This window comes from Streptomyces sp. KMM 9044, from assembly GCF_024701375.2.
In the GTDB taxonomy this organism is placed as follows: domain Bacteria; phylum Actinomycetota; class Actinomycetes; order Streptomycetales; family Streptomycetaceae; genus Streptomyces.
Genome location: NZ_CP113910.1, coordinates 6,855,155 through 6,868,641, shown reverse-complemented (window position 1 = coordinate 6,868,641; position 13,487 = coordinate 6,855,155). Strand labels below are relative to the sequence as shown.

The following is a 13,487-nucleotide window of genomic DNA, read 5'->3' as shown; positions in this document are numbered from 1 at the left end:
GCGCCCGCCGACGGTGGTCGGCGGGCGCGCGTACGGTCGATACCCTGGACACCATGACGTCGCACCAAAACACCCAGACGATGAAGCCCGCGACCGCGGCGAAGAAACTGGGTGTGTACCTCGAGGCCACCCCCGCCGACTTCCAGGAGGGTGTCGTCTCGCGCGCCGAGCTGAACGCGCTCCAGGCAGACCCGCCCCAGTGGCTGCAGGACCTGCGGCGCAACGGTCCGCACCCCCGCCCCGTGGTCGCGTCGAGGCTGGGCGTCTCCATCGCCGGTCTCGCCCGCGGCGGGTTCACCGAGCCGCTCACCACGGAGCAGATCGACGCCCTCAGGCAGGAGCGCCCCGAGTGGCTGGAGCGCGAGCAGGCAACTCAGGCGGAGGTACGCAAGGAGGCGGAGCGTATCAAGCAGCGGGACGCGGAGCGCGCGAAGCACACCGGCTGACCCCAGCGCGCCCTCCGCGTCCCTCTCCTCACGTCGCGCCCCCTGCCGTCGAACGTCCTCGAACGGACTTTCCCTTTGAGTGCGTTCTCGTTCGAGCGGGACGCCACAGGCCGCACAACCGGGGGACGCAAGCCTGCGGCACCCCTTTCGGCACATAGAAATATCTATCACCATGGCTGCACGTCGGACCGGCACACACGCCCGTGAGGCCGTCGGCCCGGATCCAACACGCGCCCGCAGCGGCGCGGCCGACCGTGCCCGGGGTGGGACATGCAGAGCGCCGGATGGAAACAGGCCGTCGAATGGCTGGCCGCCGCGGCCCGGGATCCCCGTGAGTGCAAGCGGCAGTGGGATCACGACACAGGAACGGCTCTCCTGGCGGCAGGGCGCTACTGGGACGTACTCAGCGTGCCCGACCGGCTCGGACTGCTCGCCCTGGACCTCCTGTGGAACGATCCACTGAAGGTACCCGGCCCCACCCTGGTGGACGTCGTGGCCCGCCGGGTCGGCTTCTTCCTGCCGCCCGACCCGGCCAGTGAGTGGATCGGCTTCGGCGTACGGCACGTCGGCCGGGGCTCCTGGGTGGCGGTGCCCCCGCCGTACCGGCCCACCGGCCGGCTGGAATGGCTCGTCCCCCCGGACGGCACCGGCACCCTCCACTCCCCCGCCCCCCTCGAACAGGCCCTCCGCAGAGCCACCAGAACTCTCGCCGTCCTGACCCCGGCGGGGGCGGAGCCGGGCGAGCCGGGGAGTTGGTGAGCGCCTCGTCGAAGAAATGATCTTGACAGCGGATTCTCGACCCTCCTACGGCGGACGGCCACCCCGCCCTCGGGGAGGGGCGTCACTCACTTCTCCCGGAGACCCCCACCGGGGCATGCCCCGCGCGAAGAGGCGCCTCCGCCCGGACGGTTTTGGTGTACGCATCGACTCTGCTGCTCAATTCGGGGGATGGTCACGCACCGCATCCGAGAGGGGCCGGACCGCCTCCTCGCGAGGCCCGTTCCACGCGCCCCGTCGACAGGTCGGCGTCACTCTCCGCAATTGAGCAACAGAGTCCGCATCGCGGACACTGCAGCCCCAGCGGTCCGCCTACGCCTCAACGAGGAGCAGGCTGCGCCCGGACTCCACACCGGGCGCCTTCGGGGAGGCGACGAGGTGCCGGCGAGTTCTGCCTCCAGTATGGAATGCTGCGCTCACAGTCCCTCGACACCGAGGAGTCTGCCGGGTTCATCGAGCGCTTGGCAGGGGAGCTATGAGCATCGACCAGCACACCGAGCGGCCCGGTAACCTCGCGTGGTTCAAGAGCAGCTACAGCGGAACCAACGACGGCGACTGCGTCGAGGGAGCCGCCGGAGCGGGCTCCGTGTGCGTACGGGACTCCAAGGCCATGGGCGATGGTCCGGTGCTGCGGATCCGCCGGGATGAGTGGGCCGCGTTCGTGGCGCTCGCGGCCGTGTAGCGTCACCGTGTTCCCGAATGTGACGACGGGCTCGTCGCTCGCCGTGGTCCCTCGCGACGGCCGAGGGCGCCGCAACCGGGCACGGTGAGCGAGCGGGCCGGCCGTCGCCGGGCCTTTCCGGGGCCGGGTTGACCCTCGACCTTGTCGAGGCACGAGGGTCGTGGGTGTGGAGAGCGAGATGCGCAGCATTGGTGAGACGGCCCGGGACTGCGGACTGAGCGTGAGTGCCCTGCGGTTCTACGACCGTGCGGGTGTGCTGGTCCCCGCCCGGGTCGATCCGGTGAGCGGCTACCGCTGGTACGCCCCCGGGCAGCTGAACGAGGCCCGGCTGCTGGCGCGGCTGCGGCGGGCCGGCATGCCGCTGGCCGACATCCGGCTGGTGCTGGCCGGCTGGGCCGGCACGGACACCGGTCTCGTACGGCAGCTTCTTCGGGCGCACCTGCGCCGGCTGGAGCAGGGGTTGGCCCATGCCCGCGGTGAGTTCTCCACGCTCCGAGCCCTACTCGACGACAGGGAGAAACCCATGACCCCGCTCCGTACCTCCTCGGCCCGGCCGGCCCTTGCCTCGCCCCGAGCTGGCCGCCGCGTTGGACGCGGTCCGCTTCGCGGCCGGTACCGACCCCGGGTTGCCGATGCTCGGCGGGATCCTCTTCGACCTCGAGGGCGACGCGCTGCGCCTCGCGGCCACCGACCGGTACCGGCTGGCTGTCGCGCGGGTCCCGGTCACCGGGCACGACGGGCCCCGCGTGCAGGTCGTCGTACCGCTGCCGCTCGTCGACGCCATGCGGGCGCTGGCCGGTGGCCCCGAGTCCGTACGGCTCGTCGTCGACGGTGACCGGGCGACGCTGGAGACCGAGGGGGGCCGCCAGGTGGCCGGTCAGGTCCTCGATCACGAGTTCCCGGACTACCACCGTCTGGTCGGTCTTCCCGCCAGGCGCCGCGCCCCGGTCGACGTGGCCGCCTTCCGGAAAGCGGTGCAGGAGGGTTCCGTTCGTACGGGCGAGGTGCGCGAGGAGGACGGGGCGGTCTTCGACGTCAGTGTGCTCGAGGCCGGCGCCGACGGCAGGGTGCGCGTCTGCGACGACGGGGCGGACGGGGACGGCGGCCGTCTCGCGGTCAACCGTGCGTTCCTGCTGGACGCCCTCGACGCCGGGGCCCGCGAGCGGCTGGTCCTGGAGTTCGGCGCTCCCACGGCGCCCCTCGCGATCCGCCGGCCGGACGACGAGGACACGTTCTCCCTGCTGATGCCGGTCCGGCTGGACGGCTAGGGCCCGGAGCCACCTCACCGAGCACCGAGAAGGTCCCGTGCTCCCTGTCCCCGGTCGGGGTGGGAGCACGGGACCCGTGCTGCGGAGGGTGACGGCCCCCGTGCTACGGCCGTTCGGTCTTGCCGTCCTCGACCGGCTCCAGCGTCTCCAGGGCGGGTGCTGCCCCGACAGGGGCGGCCGTGGCGTTCGCGGGAGTCTTCTTGCTGGTCAGGCGGAGGGCGATGGGCTCGGTGTAGCGGGCGGTGAGCGGACCCAGGAGAACCAGGATCAGGACGTAGGAGGTGGCCAGCGGGCCGAGCTGGGGCTCGATGCCCGCAGTGACCGCGAGTCCGGCGATGACGATGGAGAACTCACCGCGGGCGACCAGCGTGCCGCCCGCGCGCCAGCGGCCCTTCCTGGAGATTCCGGCCCGTCGGGCGGCCCACCAGCCGGTGGCTATCTTCGTCAGCGCGGTGACGACGGCGAGCACGAAGGCGGGCAGGATCACCGGCGGGATGGACTGCGGGTCGGTGTGCAGTCCGAAGAAGACGAAGAATACCGCGGCGAACAGGTCGCGCAGCGGGGCCAGCAGGTTGTGCGCGCCCTCGGCCGCCTCGCCGGAGAGGGCGATGCCCACGAGGAACGCCCCGACGGCGGCCGACACCTGCAGCTGCTGGGCGAGACCGGCGATGAGCAGGGTCAGGCCGAGGACCACCAGCAGCAGTTTCTCCGGGTCGTCGCTGGAGACGAAGCGTGAGATGACCCGCCCGTAGCGGACGGCGACGAAGAGGACGAGTCCGGCGGCACCGAGCGCGACGGCCAGCGTGACGCTTCCCGCGGCCAGGCTGACGCCGGCCAGCAGGGCGGTGATGATCGGCAGGTAGACCGCCATCGCCAGGTCCTCCAGCACGACGATGCTGAGGATGACCGGGGTTTCCCGGTTGCCGAGCCGCCCGAGGTCGTCGAGGACCTTGGCGATGACGCCGGAGGAGGAGATCCAGGTGACGCCGGCGAGGACCACGGCGGCGACCGGGCCCCAGCCGAGCAGCAGGGCGAGGATTGCGCCCGGCACGGCGTTCATGAGCATGTCGACCAGGCCGGCCGGGTACTGGGTCTTGAGGTTGGAGACCAGGTCACTGGCCGTGTACTCGAGACCGAGCATGAGCAGCAGCAGGATCACGCCGATCTCGGCGCCGATCGCGACGAACTCCTCGCTCGCGCCGAGCGGCAGCAGCCCGCCCTCGCCGAAGGCCAGGCCGGCCAGCAGGTAGAGCGGGATCGGGGAGAACCGCAGGCGCCCGGCGAGGCGCCCCAGGAGACCGAGTCCGAGAATGATCGCGCCGAACTCGATCAGGAAGATCGCGGAAGAGTGCATGTGCTCATTCCCGCCCGAGGATCTCGGCGGCGCTCTCGATGCCCTCACGCGTGCCGATGACGATGAGCGTGTCACCGCCCGCCAGCCTGAAGTCGGGTGCCGGCGACGGGATCGCCTCGGCCCTGCGCAGCACGGCCACGATCGAGGAGCCGGTTTCGGTGCGGATCCTCGTCTCACCCAGGACCCTGCCGTTCCAGTGCGAGGTGGCGGACAGTTCGATGCGCTCGGCGACCAGACCCAGGTCGGTCGTGTGCAGCACATTCGGGCTGTGGTGAGCTGGCATCAGCGCGTCGATCAGGGCGGCCGACTCGGCGACGTTCAGCCGCAGCGAGTGGGCGCAGGCGTCCGGGTCGTCGGAACGGTAGACGTTGACCGTGCGGGCGCCGTCCCGGTGCGCGATCACGGAAAGGTGCTGGCGCTCACGCGTAGTGAGATCGTATTTCACGCCGATGCCCGGCAGTGGCGTGGTGCTCATCCGTGGAGCAGGCACAGCCCGTCCCCTTCCCGGTCTTCTTCTGGTGATCCGTACATGGGTGAGGGCCCTCATCACACTGATGGGCGGCCCCAGGGAGGACATGGTGTCATCCCGCGATCTCGCCGGGATGCCGGGTATCGCCGCGGATGGACAACAGTTGCAACGGCCACAGACCGTCCACCGAGGGTGCCCCGGCCGGTGTGTACCACGCCCTGCGCGAAACCGGTACCGGGGACTGGACCTGCGGTGCGGGAACCTTCGGGTCCGTCCGGCGACGAGGTGTGGCCCACAGGGCCCATGGCGGGGGGGACACCCGCGCGGGACCATTTCCGTGACGTACCGATCCTGGAGGCATGATGAGTGGTCTGATCGTTGTGGGAGTCGACGGGTCGGCATCGAGCCTGGCCGCGGTGGGGGCCGCCGCGGAGGAGGCCCGGCGGCGCGGGGCCGGACTGCGGGTGGTGCATGCGTTCCTCTGGCCCGCCATGCATGTGCCGCTGGGCGCCTCGCCGCTGGGACCGCCCGAGGGCGGTCTGCGGACCATGGCCGAGAAGCTGGTGGCCGAGGCGGTGGCGCACGCCAGGTCCGTGGCACCGGACGTCGAGGTCTCGCACGCCGTGGTGACGGGCGAACCGCTGACCGTGCTGGAGGCCCAGTCCCGCGACGCGGAACTCGTGGTCGTCGGATCGCGCGGCATGGGCGGTTTCATCGGGCTTCTGGTGGGATCGACAGCGGTATACCTGGCGAGTCACGGGCAGTGTCCGGTGCTGGTCGTACGGGAGACGGGAGCCGCGGACGGGCCGGTGGTGGTCGGGGTCGACGGTTCTCCGGCGGGCGCGAAGGCCATCGGCTTCGCCTTCGCCGAGGCGTCGCTGCGCGGGGCCGAACTGTTCGCGTTGCACTCCTGGACCAGCTGGAATGCGCCCGCGCCCGCGCCGCAGGACGAGAGGGCTCCCTATGCGAGCCGGCCCGGCGAGCTGGGGGCGGCCGAGGAGCGTCTGCTGTCCGAGGCGCTGGCCGGGCAGCAGGAGCGGTACCCCTCGGTGAAGGTGCGGCACGAGGTGGTGCACGGCGGCACGCGCGAAGCGCTCATCGAGGCGAGCCGTACGGCTCAGCTGCTGGTGGTCGGGGCCCGTGGGCGGGGAGGGTTCTCCGGGCTGCTGCTCGGCTCGGTCAGCCAGGCGATGCTGCACCACGCCCACTGCCCGGTGACGGTCGTCCGCGGCGACGGGAAGAAGGGCGGGAGCGTGTAAGCCTCGCGCGCGCCCTGCTTTCCCCTTCCTTTTCCTCCCTGCTCGTTCACGCGCCATGGGTGGGTGGACGGGCGGGAGTCCGCACGGGGTGTTCCGCCTCCGCCCGCGGGTACCCAGGACATACCAGGCACGGACGGGAGTGGGCGGTGAACGACACGGTGATCGTCGGCGTGGACGGGGCGCCGTCCAGCCTCGCCGCGGTGGACGACGCAGCCCACGAGGCGCGCCTGCGCAACGCGGAGCTGCGGATCGTGCACGCCTTCAGCCACTCCGCCGACCTGGATCCGATGATCCACGGCGTCCTGGCTCAGGCCGAGCAGCGGGCCCATGACCAGGTGCCGGGCCTGGAGGTGACCAGGACCGTGGTGTCCGGGGAGACCCTGACGGTGCTGCGGAGAGAATCGTGCCACGCGGTGCTGGCGGTGGTCGGCGGGCGGGGCCGCACCCGGTTCGGGGATCTGCTGCTGGGCTCGACGGTCGTACAGCTGGTCGCCCACGCGCGCTGCCCGGTCATGGCGGTCCGGGGCCGGCCCGGTCCACGTGGACCCGTGCTGCTCGCCGTGGACGGTTCGCCCTCCGGGGCCACGGCAGGCGAGTTCGCCTTCGCCGAGGCGGCGCTGCGGGAAGCCCCGCTGATCGCGCTGCACGTGTGGAACACCTGGAGCGAGCCGACGCCGTACGAGGGCCCGGCCGACCCGCTGAACGTGGTGGTCGACCTGGAGCAGCTCCGCGAGAAGCACCGGCACCGGCTGGAGGAGGCGGTGGTCCCTTGGCGGGCCGCGTGTCCGGAGGTGCCCGTGGAACTGCGGCTCGAGCGGTCCCGGGTACGGCACGCGCTGCTCGACGCCGCCGGGGAAGCCCAGTTGGTGGTGGTCGGGGCCCGGGGACACGGCGGATTCACCGGAATGCTGCTGGGTTCGGTGAGCCAGGCGCTGCTGTACCACGCCGACTGCCCGGTCGCCGTCGTCCGTGGCGAGCAGTGACCCGTCGACGGCACGACAAGACGGGGCACGATGGGACCATGTAGACGACGCGGGTCTCCGGGCAGGTGAACGCTCCCCGTCCGGCCGTCTACCGGGCACTGGTGAGCGCGGACGCGATCGCGCGGTGGCGATACCCTCGCCGCCGGCGTCCCGGGCGGCCCGGACGGCGGCTTGGGCCGAGGCCTCGACGACGTCGCCGACCACGGTCCGGGCGCCCCCGCACCGAGGAACTTCGCGGCCGAGGTGGCGATTCCGCCGGCGCCTGCGAAGACGATGGCCTTGTCGTGCGAGCCTTGCACGGGTGAGCTCCTACGCGCTGGGGGATGGACCGGCCACGGGGCCGGGCGGATTTTAGGTGATCTTCAAGACCGGGCCGGGGGTGACGCCGTTCTCGTTGAACGAGTCGACGGCGACCCAGTAGTCGGCCCCCGCGTTCAGGCTCCGCTGTTCTCATTGACCGCGAGGTCGGGTTCGCGGCCTTCCGCGAAGGACGACGCGGTCGTCTTCGTATGGAACGACTGCAGCATCCACCCGGCGAAGGTTCCGGCCCACGGATCGATCCGGCGGTCCGGCACGGTCATCGGGTAGCCGGCGAAGTTCTGGTTGCAGAACAGGACGCCGTCGGCGTCGAAACCGGCGGGGAACAGCCCGACGCGCCGTTCGAACTCGTGGTGCACCGAAATGCGCATGGTCGGGGCGTGCCACCAGTTGCCGTGCGCGTCCTGGAAGGTGCTGCCGTGCCCCGCGCCAGTGATGAAGCCGCCGGGCTTCGAGGAGAACGGACTGCTGGGCGCGTACTCGAACGGCCCGAGCGGCGACGATGCGGTGTAGTAGCCGTCCGCGTAGGTGTTCTTGCCCGAGGAGGAAACCTTCCAGGATCGCGTCGACATCGTCGTGCCACTCCTCCAGCGAGACCACTCCCCCGTTCGCGAGCACCACCACGGCCCGCGCGGTCACCGCCGCGACTTCCCTGATCAGCCGTACCTGCGACGCCGGGAGCTCGAGGCGCTGCCGATCGAAGCCCTCGGATTCCTCGGCCTCCGGGTTGCCTGCGAACACGACGACGGCCTCGACCTCGGCACGCATCGCGGCCTCGCGGAGTGCCGCCTCTTCCTCCTCGTCGTCGGTGGCGAATCCCCGCGCGTATGTGACGGCTGCTCCGCGCGCCGTGGCGTGGGCTCGGATGCACTCCAGCGGGATGCCGACGCTGGTGGCGTTCACATGGGGGCTGCCACCGCCTTGGTAGCGAGGTACGGTCGCGCGCTCTCCGATCACGAGCAGGGACGACGGCCGCTCCAACGGGAGGGTGCCGCGCGTGTTCTTGAGCAGGACCGCGCATTCGGTCGCCAGCTCGCGGGCCAGTTCGTGGTGCGCGTCCAGGTCCGGTGCAGCGGCATCGGGTCCGGCCGCGTCGACGAGGGCGAGTACGCGCCATGGCATGGTCCACCGTCTCCTGGTCGGGCGGAACCTCCGCCACGGCGGAGCCGGCGCGCCGAGCACACCTCCCCTCCCCGTCGCGGGGCCAGTTCGTCATCCGGCCGCCGGAAGGACCGGTACGGACGGAACCCCGAGCCGGCCTTCGGCAGGCCGATGTACTCGCGCCGTTCCCGGACCAAGTAGCCGCCGGCCATGGACGGGGTGCCCGTTCCCGGGGGCCGGACAAGGCTCCTCGTGTGTGCCGTCGGCAGACGAAGAATCCGCTGGAGGACTTCCGACGGCATTCGACGCGCGCCCACTCGGAGGGGAACGGTTCCCGACCCCCGGCCGCCCCGTTCGACGCGGCCGGACTTCGCCCCTGCGGTCTCATCAGGCACCTACCCGAGGAAGCTCAGCCGCACGTGACGGTTGGGGTTGTCCCTATTCGTGTCGACCAGGCACACGGACTGCCAGGTGCCCAGCTCCAGCTGTCCGCCCAGTACGGGCAGGGTGGCGTGCGGCGGGACGATGGCGGGCAGGACGTGGTCGCGGCCGTGGCCGGGGCTGCCGTGGCGGTGCTGCCAGCGGTCGTCGGCCGGCAGCAGGCTGTGCAGGGCCGTGAGGAGGTCGTCGTCGCTGCCGGCACCGGTCTCGATGACGGCGATGCCGGCGGTGGCGTGCGGGACGAAGACGTTGAGCAGTCCGTCACGGCCGGCCGCCACCTCGCGCAGGAAGGACTCACAGTCACGGGTGATGTCGGCGATCCGCTCCACGGAGCCGGTGGCGACGTTCAGGACCCGGGTGTCGAAGGCATCTGGCATGCGTCCCATCCTGGCCCATGAGCCGAGGATCTTCGGGATCCGCAGCCCCCGGACGGCCGGAACGGCCCGCGGGAAGACGTGTCACCCTCGGCAGCGTTAGTGGAAACGTGAACTACACGAGCGAGGCTGCGGTGCCCGAGGACCAGACCTCCGAAGTCGAGGCGGCCGAGGTCCGGTCGGTTGTGGTGGGCGCCGGACAGGCAGGGCTGTCCAGCGCCTATCACCTGCGGCGCACCGGGTTCGAGCCGGAGCGCGACTTCGTGGTGCTCGACCACAACCCGGGCCCCGGCGGGGCCTGGCGGCACCGCTGGCCCTCGCTCACGTACGACAAGGTGCACGGGATGCACTCGCTGCCCGGCATGGAACTCACGGACGCCGATCCGGACCGGCCCTCCTCCGAGGTCGTCACCGAGTACTTCGACCGCTACGAGCGGACGTTCGGCCTGCAGGTACGGCGGCCGGTGAAGGTGCGGGCGGTCCGGGAGGGCGTCGGCGGGCGGTTGCTCGTGGAGACCTCGGCGGGCACCTGGTCGACGCGGACGTTGATCAACGCCACCGGCACCTGGGACCGGCCGTTCTGGCCGCGCTACGAGGGCCAGGAGACCTTCCAGGGGCGGCAGCTGCACACCGCCCGGTACCCGGGCCCCGAGGCGTTCGCCGGCCTGCGGGTCGTCGTGGTGGGAGGAGGCGCCTCGGCCACCCAGCATCTGATGGAGATCGCCCCGTACGCGGCGGACACCACCTGGGTGACCCGGCGGCCCCCGGTCTACCGTGAGGGCCCCTTCGACGAGGACGCGGGGCGGGCGGCCGTGGCTCTGGTCGAGGAGCGGGTGCGGCAGGCGCTGCCGCCGCGCAGTGTCGTCTCGGTGACGGGACTGCCGCTGACCGACGCGATCCGCCGGAACATCGCCAACGGGGTGCTGGACCGGCAGCCGATGTTCGACCGGATCACGCCGGAGGGTGTGGAGTGGAAGGACGGGCGGCGGGTGGCGGCCGACGTCGTCCTGTGGGCCACCGGGTTCCGTCCGGACGTCGACCATCTCACCCCGCTGCGGTTGCGGGAACCCGGTGGCGGCATCCGGGTCGAGGGCACCCGGGCGGTCGCCGATCCGCGCGTGCACCTCGTCGGCTACGGCCCCTCGGCCAGCACCGTCGGCGCCAACCGCGCCGGGCGTGCGGCCGTACGGGACATCAGGCGCCTGCTGGCGAAGGAACGCGTCACGGTCTGAGACGGACGGCCGGGGAGCACGCCACGGTCCGACGCCGACGGCCGGTGCGGGTCGCCTCACTTCTCCGCCGGCTGTTCCTGCTTCTCCCGCTGCTCCTTCTGCTGCCGCGCGGTGAACTCGGCGACGTCGCTCCGGTGTTCCCTGTGGTCGGCGGTGAAGCGGGTGTCGCCCGGCTTGACCGTGACGAAGTACAGCCAGTCGCCCGGCGTCGGATTGATCGCCGCGCGCATCGCCTCCTCGCCGGGGTTGTCGATCGGGGTGGGCGGCAGCCCCATGCGTGTATAGGAGTTGTAAGGGCTGCCGGCCTCGATGTCCGCCTTCTTGACGCCGGGCGTCGGACGGCCCAGGGCGTAGTCGACCGTCGAGTCCATCTGCAGCGGCATCCCGCGCTCCAGACGGTTGAAGATCACCCGGGCCACCTTGCCCATGTCGGCCTTGGTGGACGCCTCGGCCTGGACGATGCTCGCGATGGTGACGGCCTGGTAGACGTTCATCGCGTTGCGCTGCGCGCCGGCGGCGACGGGGGCTCCGCTGAACTTCTTGTTGGCCGTCTCGACCATCAGCGCCAGCAACTGCTCCGGTGTCGCCTTCTCCTTCAGCGGATACGTCCCAGGGAAGAGGTAGCCCTCCGGATTCCCCCCGGCGTCGGCCGGCAGCTTGAGGTCGGCCGACGCAAGGGACTTCCTCGTGCTCCCCGCGGGCAGCTCGAGGGCCGTGTCGACGGCCGCGTACACCTGGCTCGCCCGCCGGCCCTCCGGGATCACCAGGGTCGTGGGGCGGGGGTCGCCGTCGTCGCCCAGGACGAGCAGGGGCACTGCCACGGCGGTACCGGCCACGACGGCCCCGGTCGCGATGAGGGCGATCCGCCCCCGGCGCGTCAGTCGGATCGTGCTTCGTGACGGAGTGTTCGTCTGCATGCGGGCACGATAACCCGCATATCGCCGCAAATCTGGCATATTTTCATCTCGTCGGCTCCAGTTGGGCGTCCCTGCGAACGAGGGCCGCGTACCGCCCGCCCTGCTCCAGGAGTTCCTCGTGCGTGCCGCGTTCGACCGCGCGTCCCGCCTCGAGCACCACGATCTGGTCGGCGCCTCGGACGGTGGAGAGCCGGTGGGCGATGGTGAGTGTGGTCCGGTCCGCCGACAGCGCGTCGATGGCCCGCTGGACGGCGGCCTCGGTACGGGTGTCGAGCGCGCTGGTGGCCTCGTCGAGGACGAGCACGGGCGGGTCGCGCAGAATGGTCCGGGCGATCGCCAGGCGCTGCTTCTCACCGCCGGAGAAGCGGTGGCCGCGCTCCCCCACGACGGTGTCGTACCCGTCAGGCAGGGCGTCGATGTGGTCGTGGATCTGTGCCGCCCTGGCCGCCGCGTGGAGTTCCTTGTCCGTGGCGTCGGGCTTCGCGAACCGCAGGTTGTCGGCGACGGAGGCGTGGAAGAGGTACGTCTCCTGGGAGACGACGCCGACCGCGCGCGCCAGGGTGTCGAAGTCGAGGTCGCGCACGTCGACGCCGTCGAGCGTGACCCTGCCCCCGGTGGCGTCGTACAGCCGTGGCACGAGGTGGCCCAGCGTGGACTTGCCTGCGCCGGTCGAGCCGACCACCGCGAGGCTGGTGCCGGCGGGGACGGTGATGTCGATGCCGTCGAGGACGGGGCCGCTCTTCCCGTCGTAGCCGAAGGTGACGTTCTCGAACCGGACCTCGCCGCCGACCCGGTCCAGGTGGACCGGATCCGTGCGCTCGGTGATGTCCACGGGGAGGTCGAGATACTCGAAGATGCGCTGGAACAGCGCGAGCGAGGCCTGGATCTGGACCCCGGTCGACAGCAGACTCACGGCCGGCCGGAACAGGCCCTGCTGGAGCGAGACGAAGGCGACGATCGTCCCGATGGAGACCCCGGGGCCGCTCGCGCTCAGGGCCATGCCCGCGGTCCAGTAGATAACGGCGGGCATGGCGGCCATGACGATCGCGATGACGGCCATGCGCCAGCGGCCGGCCATGTTCGACCGGACCTCCAGGTCCACCAGACGGTCGGACTCTTCGGCGAAGGCACTGGTCAGCGAGTCGGACCGACCCATGGTGCGGCCCAGCAGAATGCCGCTGACCGACAGTGACTCGGTGATCGTGGCAGCCATCGAGGCCATCTGCTTCTGACGCTGGGTGGTGATCTTCTTGCGTTCGTTGCCGACACGACGGCTGATCCATACGAAGGCCGGCAGCAGGACCAGCGAGACGACGGTCAGCCGCCAGTCGAGGACGAGCATCGCGACAACGGTGGCGACGACGCTGGTGAGGTTGGAGACCAGGGAGGTCGCCGTGGAGGTCACGGTGGCCTGCATGCCGCCGATGTCGCTGGCGATGCGGGACTGGACCTCGCCGGTGCGGGTGCGGGTGAAGAAGGCGAGCGACATGCGCTGGAGCCGGTCATAGACGGCGGTGCGCAGATCGTGCATCACGCGTTGGCCCACGGTCGTGGAGATCAGCGTCTGGAGCACGCCGAAAACACTGGTGAGGACGGCGCTGAGGATCATGCCGAGGGCCAGCAGGCTGAGGAGTCCGGTGCGGCCCTCGGGGATCGCGACGTCGAGGATCGCCCTGAGCAGGAACGGGGTGGCGACCGAGACGAGCGACGCCGCTCCGACAAGCAGACCGACAATCGCGAGGCGGCCCCGGTAGGGGCGGAACAGCCGCAGGATGCGGCGCACCTGCCGGGGCTGTTCCTCGGCGCCCGCGGGTGTGCTCCAGGCGGGTTCATGGTCGGGGTGCATGGTCTCCTTCGAGGGCTCGG

General features: G+C 71.4%; 12 protein-coding genes and 2 pseudogenes. 7 read left to right on the top strand and 7 right to left on the bottom strand.

Features of this window, described 5'->3' with window-relative positions; genetic code table 11:
- The first annotated feature begins 53 nt into the window (after positions 1-53).
- From HUV60_RS30750 to HUV60_RS30735, 4 genes and pseudogenes are all read left to right on the top strand, one after another.
- Positions 54-446: a DUF5997 family protein gene (locus HUV60_RS30750; protein WP_257853303.1), complete on the top strand. Its 393-nt coding sequence runs from the start codon at positions 54-56 to the stop codon at positions 444-446.
- A gap of 270 nt (positions 447-716) precedes the next feature.
- Entirely contained in the window at positions 717-1,205 is a 489-nt protein-coding gene (locus HUV60_RS30745; RefSeq protein WP_257853302.1) for a hypothetical protein, read from the top strand.
- Between the two features lie 493 nt (positions 1,206-1,698).
- Positions 1,699-1,905 carry a DUF397 domain-containing protein gene (locus tag HUV60_RS30740; RefSeq protein WP_257853301.1) on the top strand — a complete coding sequence of 69 codons (207 nt, stop codon included), beginning with the start codon at positions 1,699-1,701 and terminating at the stop codon, positions 1,903-1,905.
- Between the two features lie 178 nt (positions 1,906-2,083).
- Positions 2,084-3,173, top strand: a pseudogene (locus HUV60_RS30735) (MerR family transcriptional regulator).
- Between the two features lie 103 nt (positions 3,174-3,276).
- On the opposite strand, the gene HUV60_RS30730 reads toward HUV60_RS30735, so the two are convergent.
- Together HUV60_RS30730 and HUV60_RS30725 are read right to left on the bottom strand one after the other, a co-directional pair.
- Entirely contained in the window at positions 3,277-4,527 is a 1,251-nt protein-coding gene (locus tag HUV60_RS30730) for a cation:proton antiporter (protein ID WP_257853300.1), read from the bottom strand.
- Between the two features lie 4 nt (positions 4,528-4,531).
- On the bottom strand, positions 4,532-5,002 hold the full coding sequence (locus HUV60_RS30725; RefSeq protein WP_257853297.1) for a cation:proton antiporter regulatory subunit: 471 nt from the start codon (positions 5,000-5,002) through the stop codon (positions 4,532-4,534).
- A 356-nt stretch (positions 5,003-5,358) separates the two neighbouring features.
- Between HUV60_RS30725 and HUV60_RS30720 the strand changes: the two genes are divergently transcribed.
- Both HUV60_RS30720 and HUV60_RS30715 read left to right on the top strand, forming a co-directional pair.
- Positions 5,359-6,255, top strand: coding sequence for a universal stress protein (locus tag HUV60_RS30720; RefSeq protein ID WP_257853731.1), 897 nt, complete (start codon positions 5,359-5,361; stop codon positions 6,253-6,255).
- 146 nt (positions 6,256-6,401) lie between these two features.
- Positions 6,402-7,238, top strand: a complete 837-nt coding sequence (locus HUV60_RS30715; RefSeq protein ID WP_257853295.1) for a universal stress protein — start codon at positions 6,402-6,404, stop codon at positions 7,236-7,238.
- A gap of 434 nt (positions 7,239-7,672) precedes the next feature.
- On the opposite strand, the gene HUV60_RS30705 is transcribed toward HUV60_RS30715, so the two are convergent.
- The 3 genes and pseudogenes from HUV60_RS30705 to HUV60_RS30700 all read right to left on the bottom strand — a co-directional run bounded on the left by HUV60_RS30705 (position 7,673) and on the right by HUV60_RS30700 (position 9,475).
- Positions 7,673-8,128 carry a hypothetical protein gene (locus HUV60_RS30705; protein ID WP_257853294.1) on the bottom strand — a complete coding sequence of 152 codons (456 nt, stop codon included), beginning with the start codon at positions 8,126-8,128 and terminating at the stop codon, positions 7,673-7,675.
- A gap of 13 nt (positions 8,129-8,141) precedes the next feature.
- Positions 8,142-8,678 (bottom strand): annotated as a pseudogene (locus HUV60_RS34135) (glycoside hydrolase family 3 C-terminal domain-containing protein); the annotation flags it as partial.
- 374 nt (positions 8,679-9,052) lie between these two features.
- Positions 9,053-9,475, bottom strand: a complete 423-nt coding sequence (locus HUV60_RS30700) for a YjbQ family protein (protein ID WP_257853293.1) — start codon at positions 9,473-9,475, stop codon at positions 9,053-9,055.
- A gap of 107 nt (positions 9,476-9,582) precedes the next feature.
- Here HUV60_RS30700 and HUV60_RS30695 point away from each other — a divergent pair, with 107 nt between their 5' ends.
- Complete coding sequence (locus HUV60_RS30695) at positions 9,583-10,704, top strand: NAD(P)-binding domain-containing protein (protein ID WP_443047454.1); 1,122 nt, start codon at positions 9,583-9,585, stop codon at positions 10,702-10,704.
- A 56-nt stretch (positions 10,705-10,760) separates the two neighbouring features.
- Here HUV60_RS30695 and mltG read toward each other — a convergent pair whose 3' ends face one another.
- Complete coding sequence (mltG, locus tag HUV60_RS30690) at positions 10,761-11,621, bottom strand: endolytic transglycosylase MltG (RefSeq protein WP_257853292.1); 861 nt, start codon at positions 11,619-11,621, stop codon at positions 10,761-10,763.
- 43 nt (positions 11,622-11,664) lie between these two features.
- Positions 11,665-13,467: an ABC transporter ATP-binding protein gene (locus HUV60_RS30685; RefSeq protein ID WP_257853290.1), complete on the bottom strand. Its 1,803-nt coding sequence runs from the start codon at positions 13,465-13,467 to the stop codon at positions 11,665-11,667.
- Positions 13,468-13,487 lie beyond the last annotated feature (20 nt).

What these genes read in the sequence shown, in the direction of transcription:
- HUV60_RS30750 (WP_257853303.1), top strand. Translation starts at nt 54, where the DNA reads ATGACGTCGCACCAAAACACCCAGACGATGAAGCCCGCGACCGCGGCG.
- HUV60_RS30745 (WP_257853302.1), top strand. Translation starts at nt 717, where the DNA reads ATGCAGAGCGCCGGATGGAAACAGGCCGTCGAATGGCTGGCCGCCGCG.
- HUV60_RS30740 (WP_257853301.1), top strand. Translation starts at nt 1,699, where the DNA reads ATGAGCATCGACCAGCACACCGAGCGGCCCGGTAACCTCGCGTGGTTC.
- HUV60_RS30730 (WP_257853300.1), bottom strand. Translation starts at nt 4,527, where the DNA reads ATGCACTCTTCCGCGATCTTCCTGATCGAGTTCGGCGCGATCATTCTC.
- HUV60_RS30725 (WP_257853297.1), bottom strand. Translation starts at nt 5,002, where the DNA reads ATGAGCACCACGCCACTGCCGGGCATCGGCGTGAAATACGATCTCACT.
- HUV60_RS30720 (WP_257853731.1), top strand. Translation starts at nt 5,359, where the DNA reads ATGAGTGGTCTGATCGTTGTGGGAGTCGACGGGTCGGCATCGAGCCTG.
- HUV60_RS30705 (WP_257853294.1), bottom strand. Translation starts at nt 8,128, where the DNA reads ATGTCGACGCGATCCTGGAAGGTTTCCTCCTCGGGCAAGAACACCTAC.
- HUV60_RS30700 (WP_257853293.1), bottom strand. Translation starts at nt 9,475, where the DNA reads ATGCCAGATGCCTTCGACACCCGGGTCCTGAACGTCGCCACCGGCTCC.
- mltG (WP_257853292.1), bottom strand. Translation starts at nt 11,621, where the DNA reads ATGCAGACGAACACTCCGTCACGAAGCACGATCCGACTGACGCGCCGG.
- HUV60_RS30685 (WP_257853290.1), bottom strand. Translation starts at nt 13,467, where the DNA reads ATGCACCCCGACCATGAACCCGCCTGGAGCACACCCGCGGGCGCCGAG.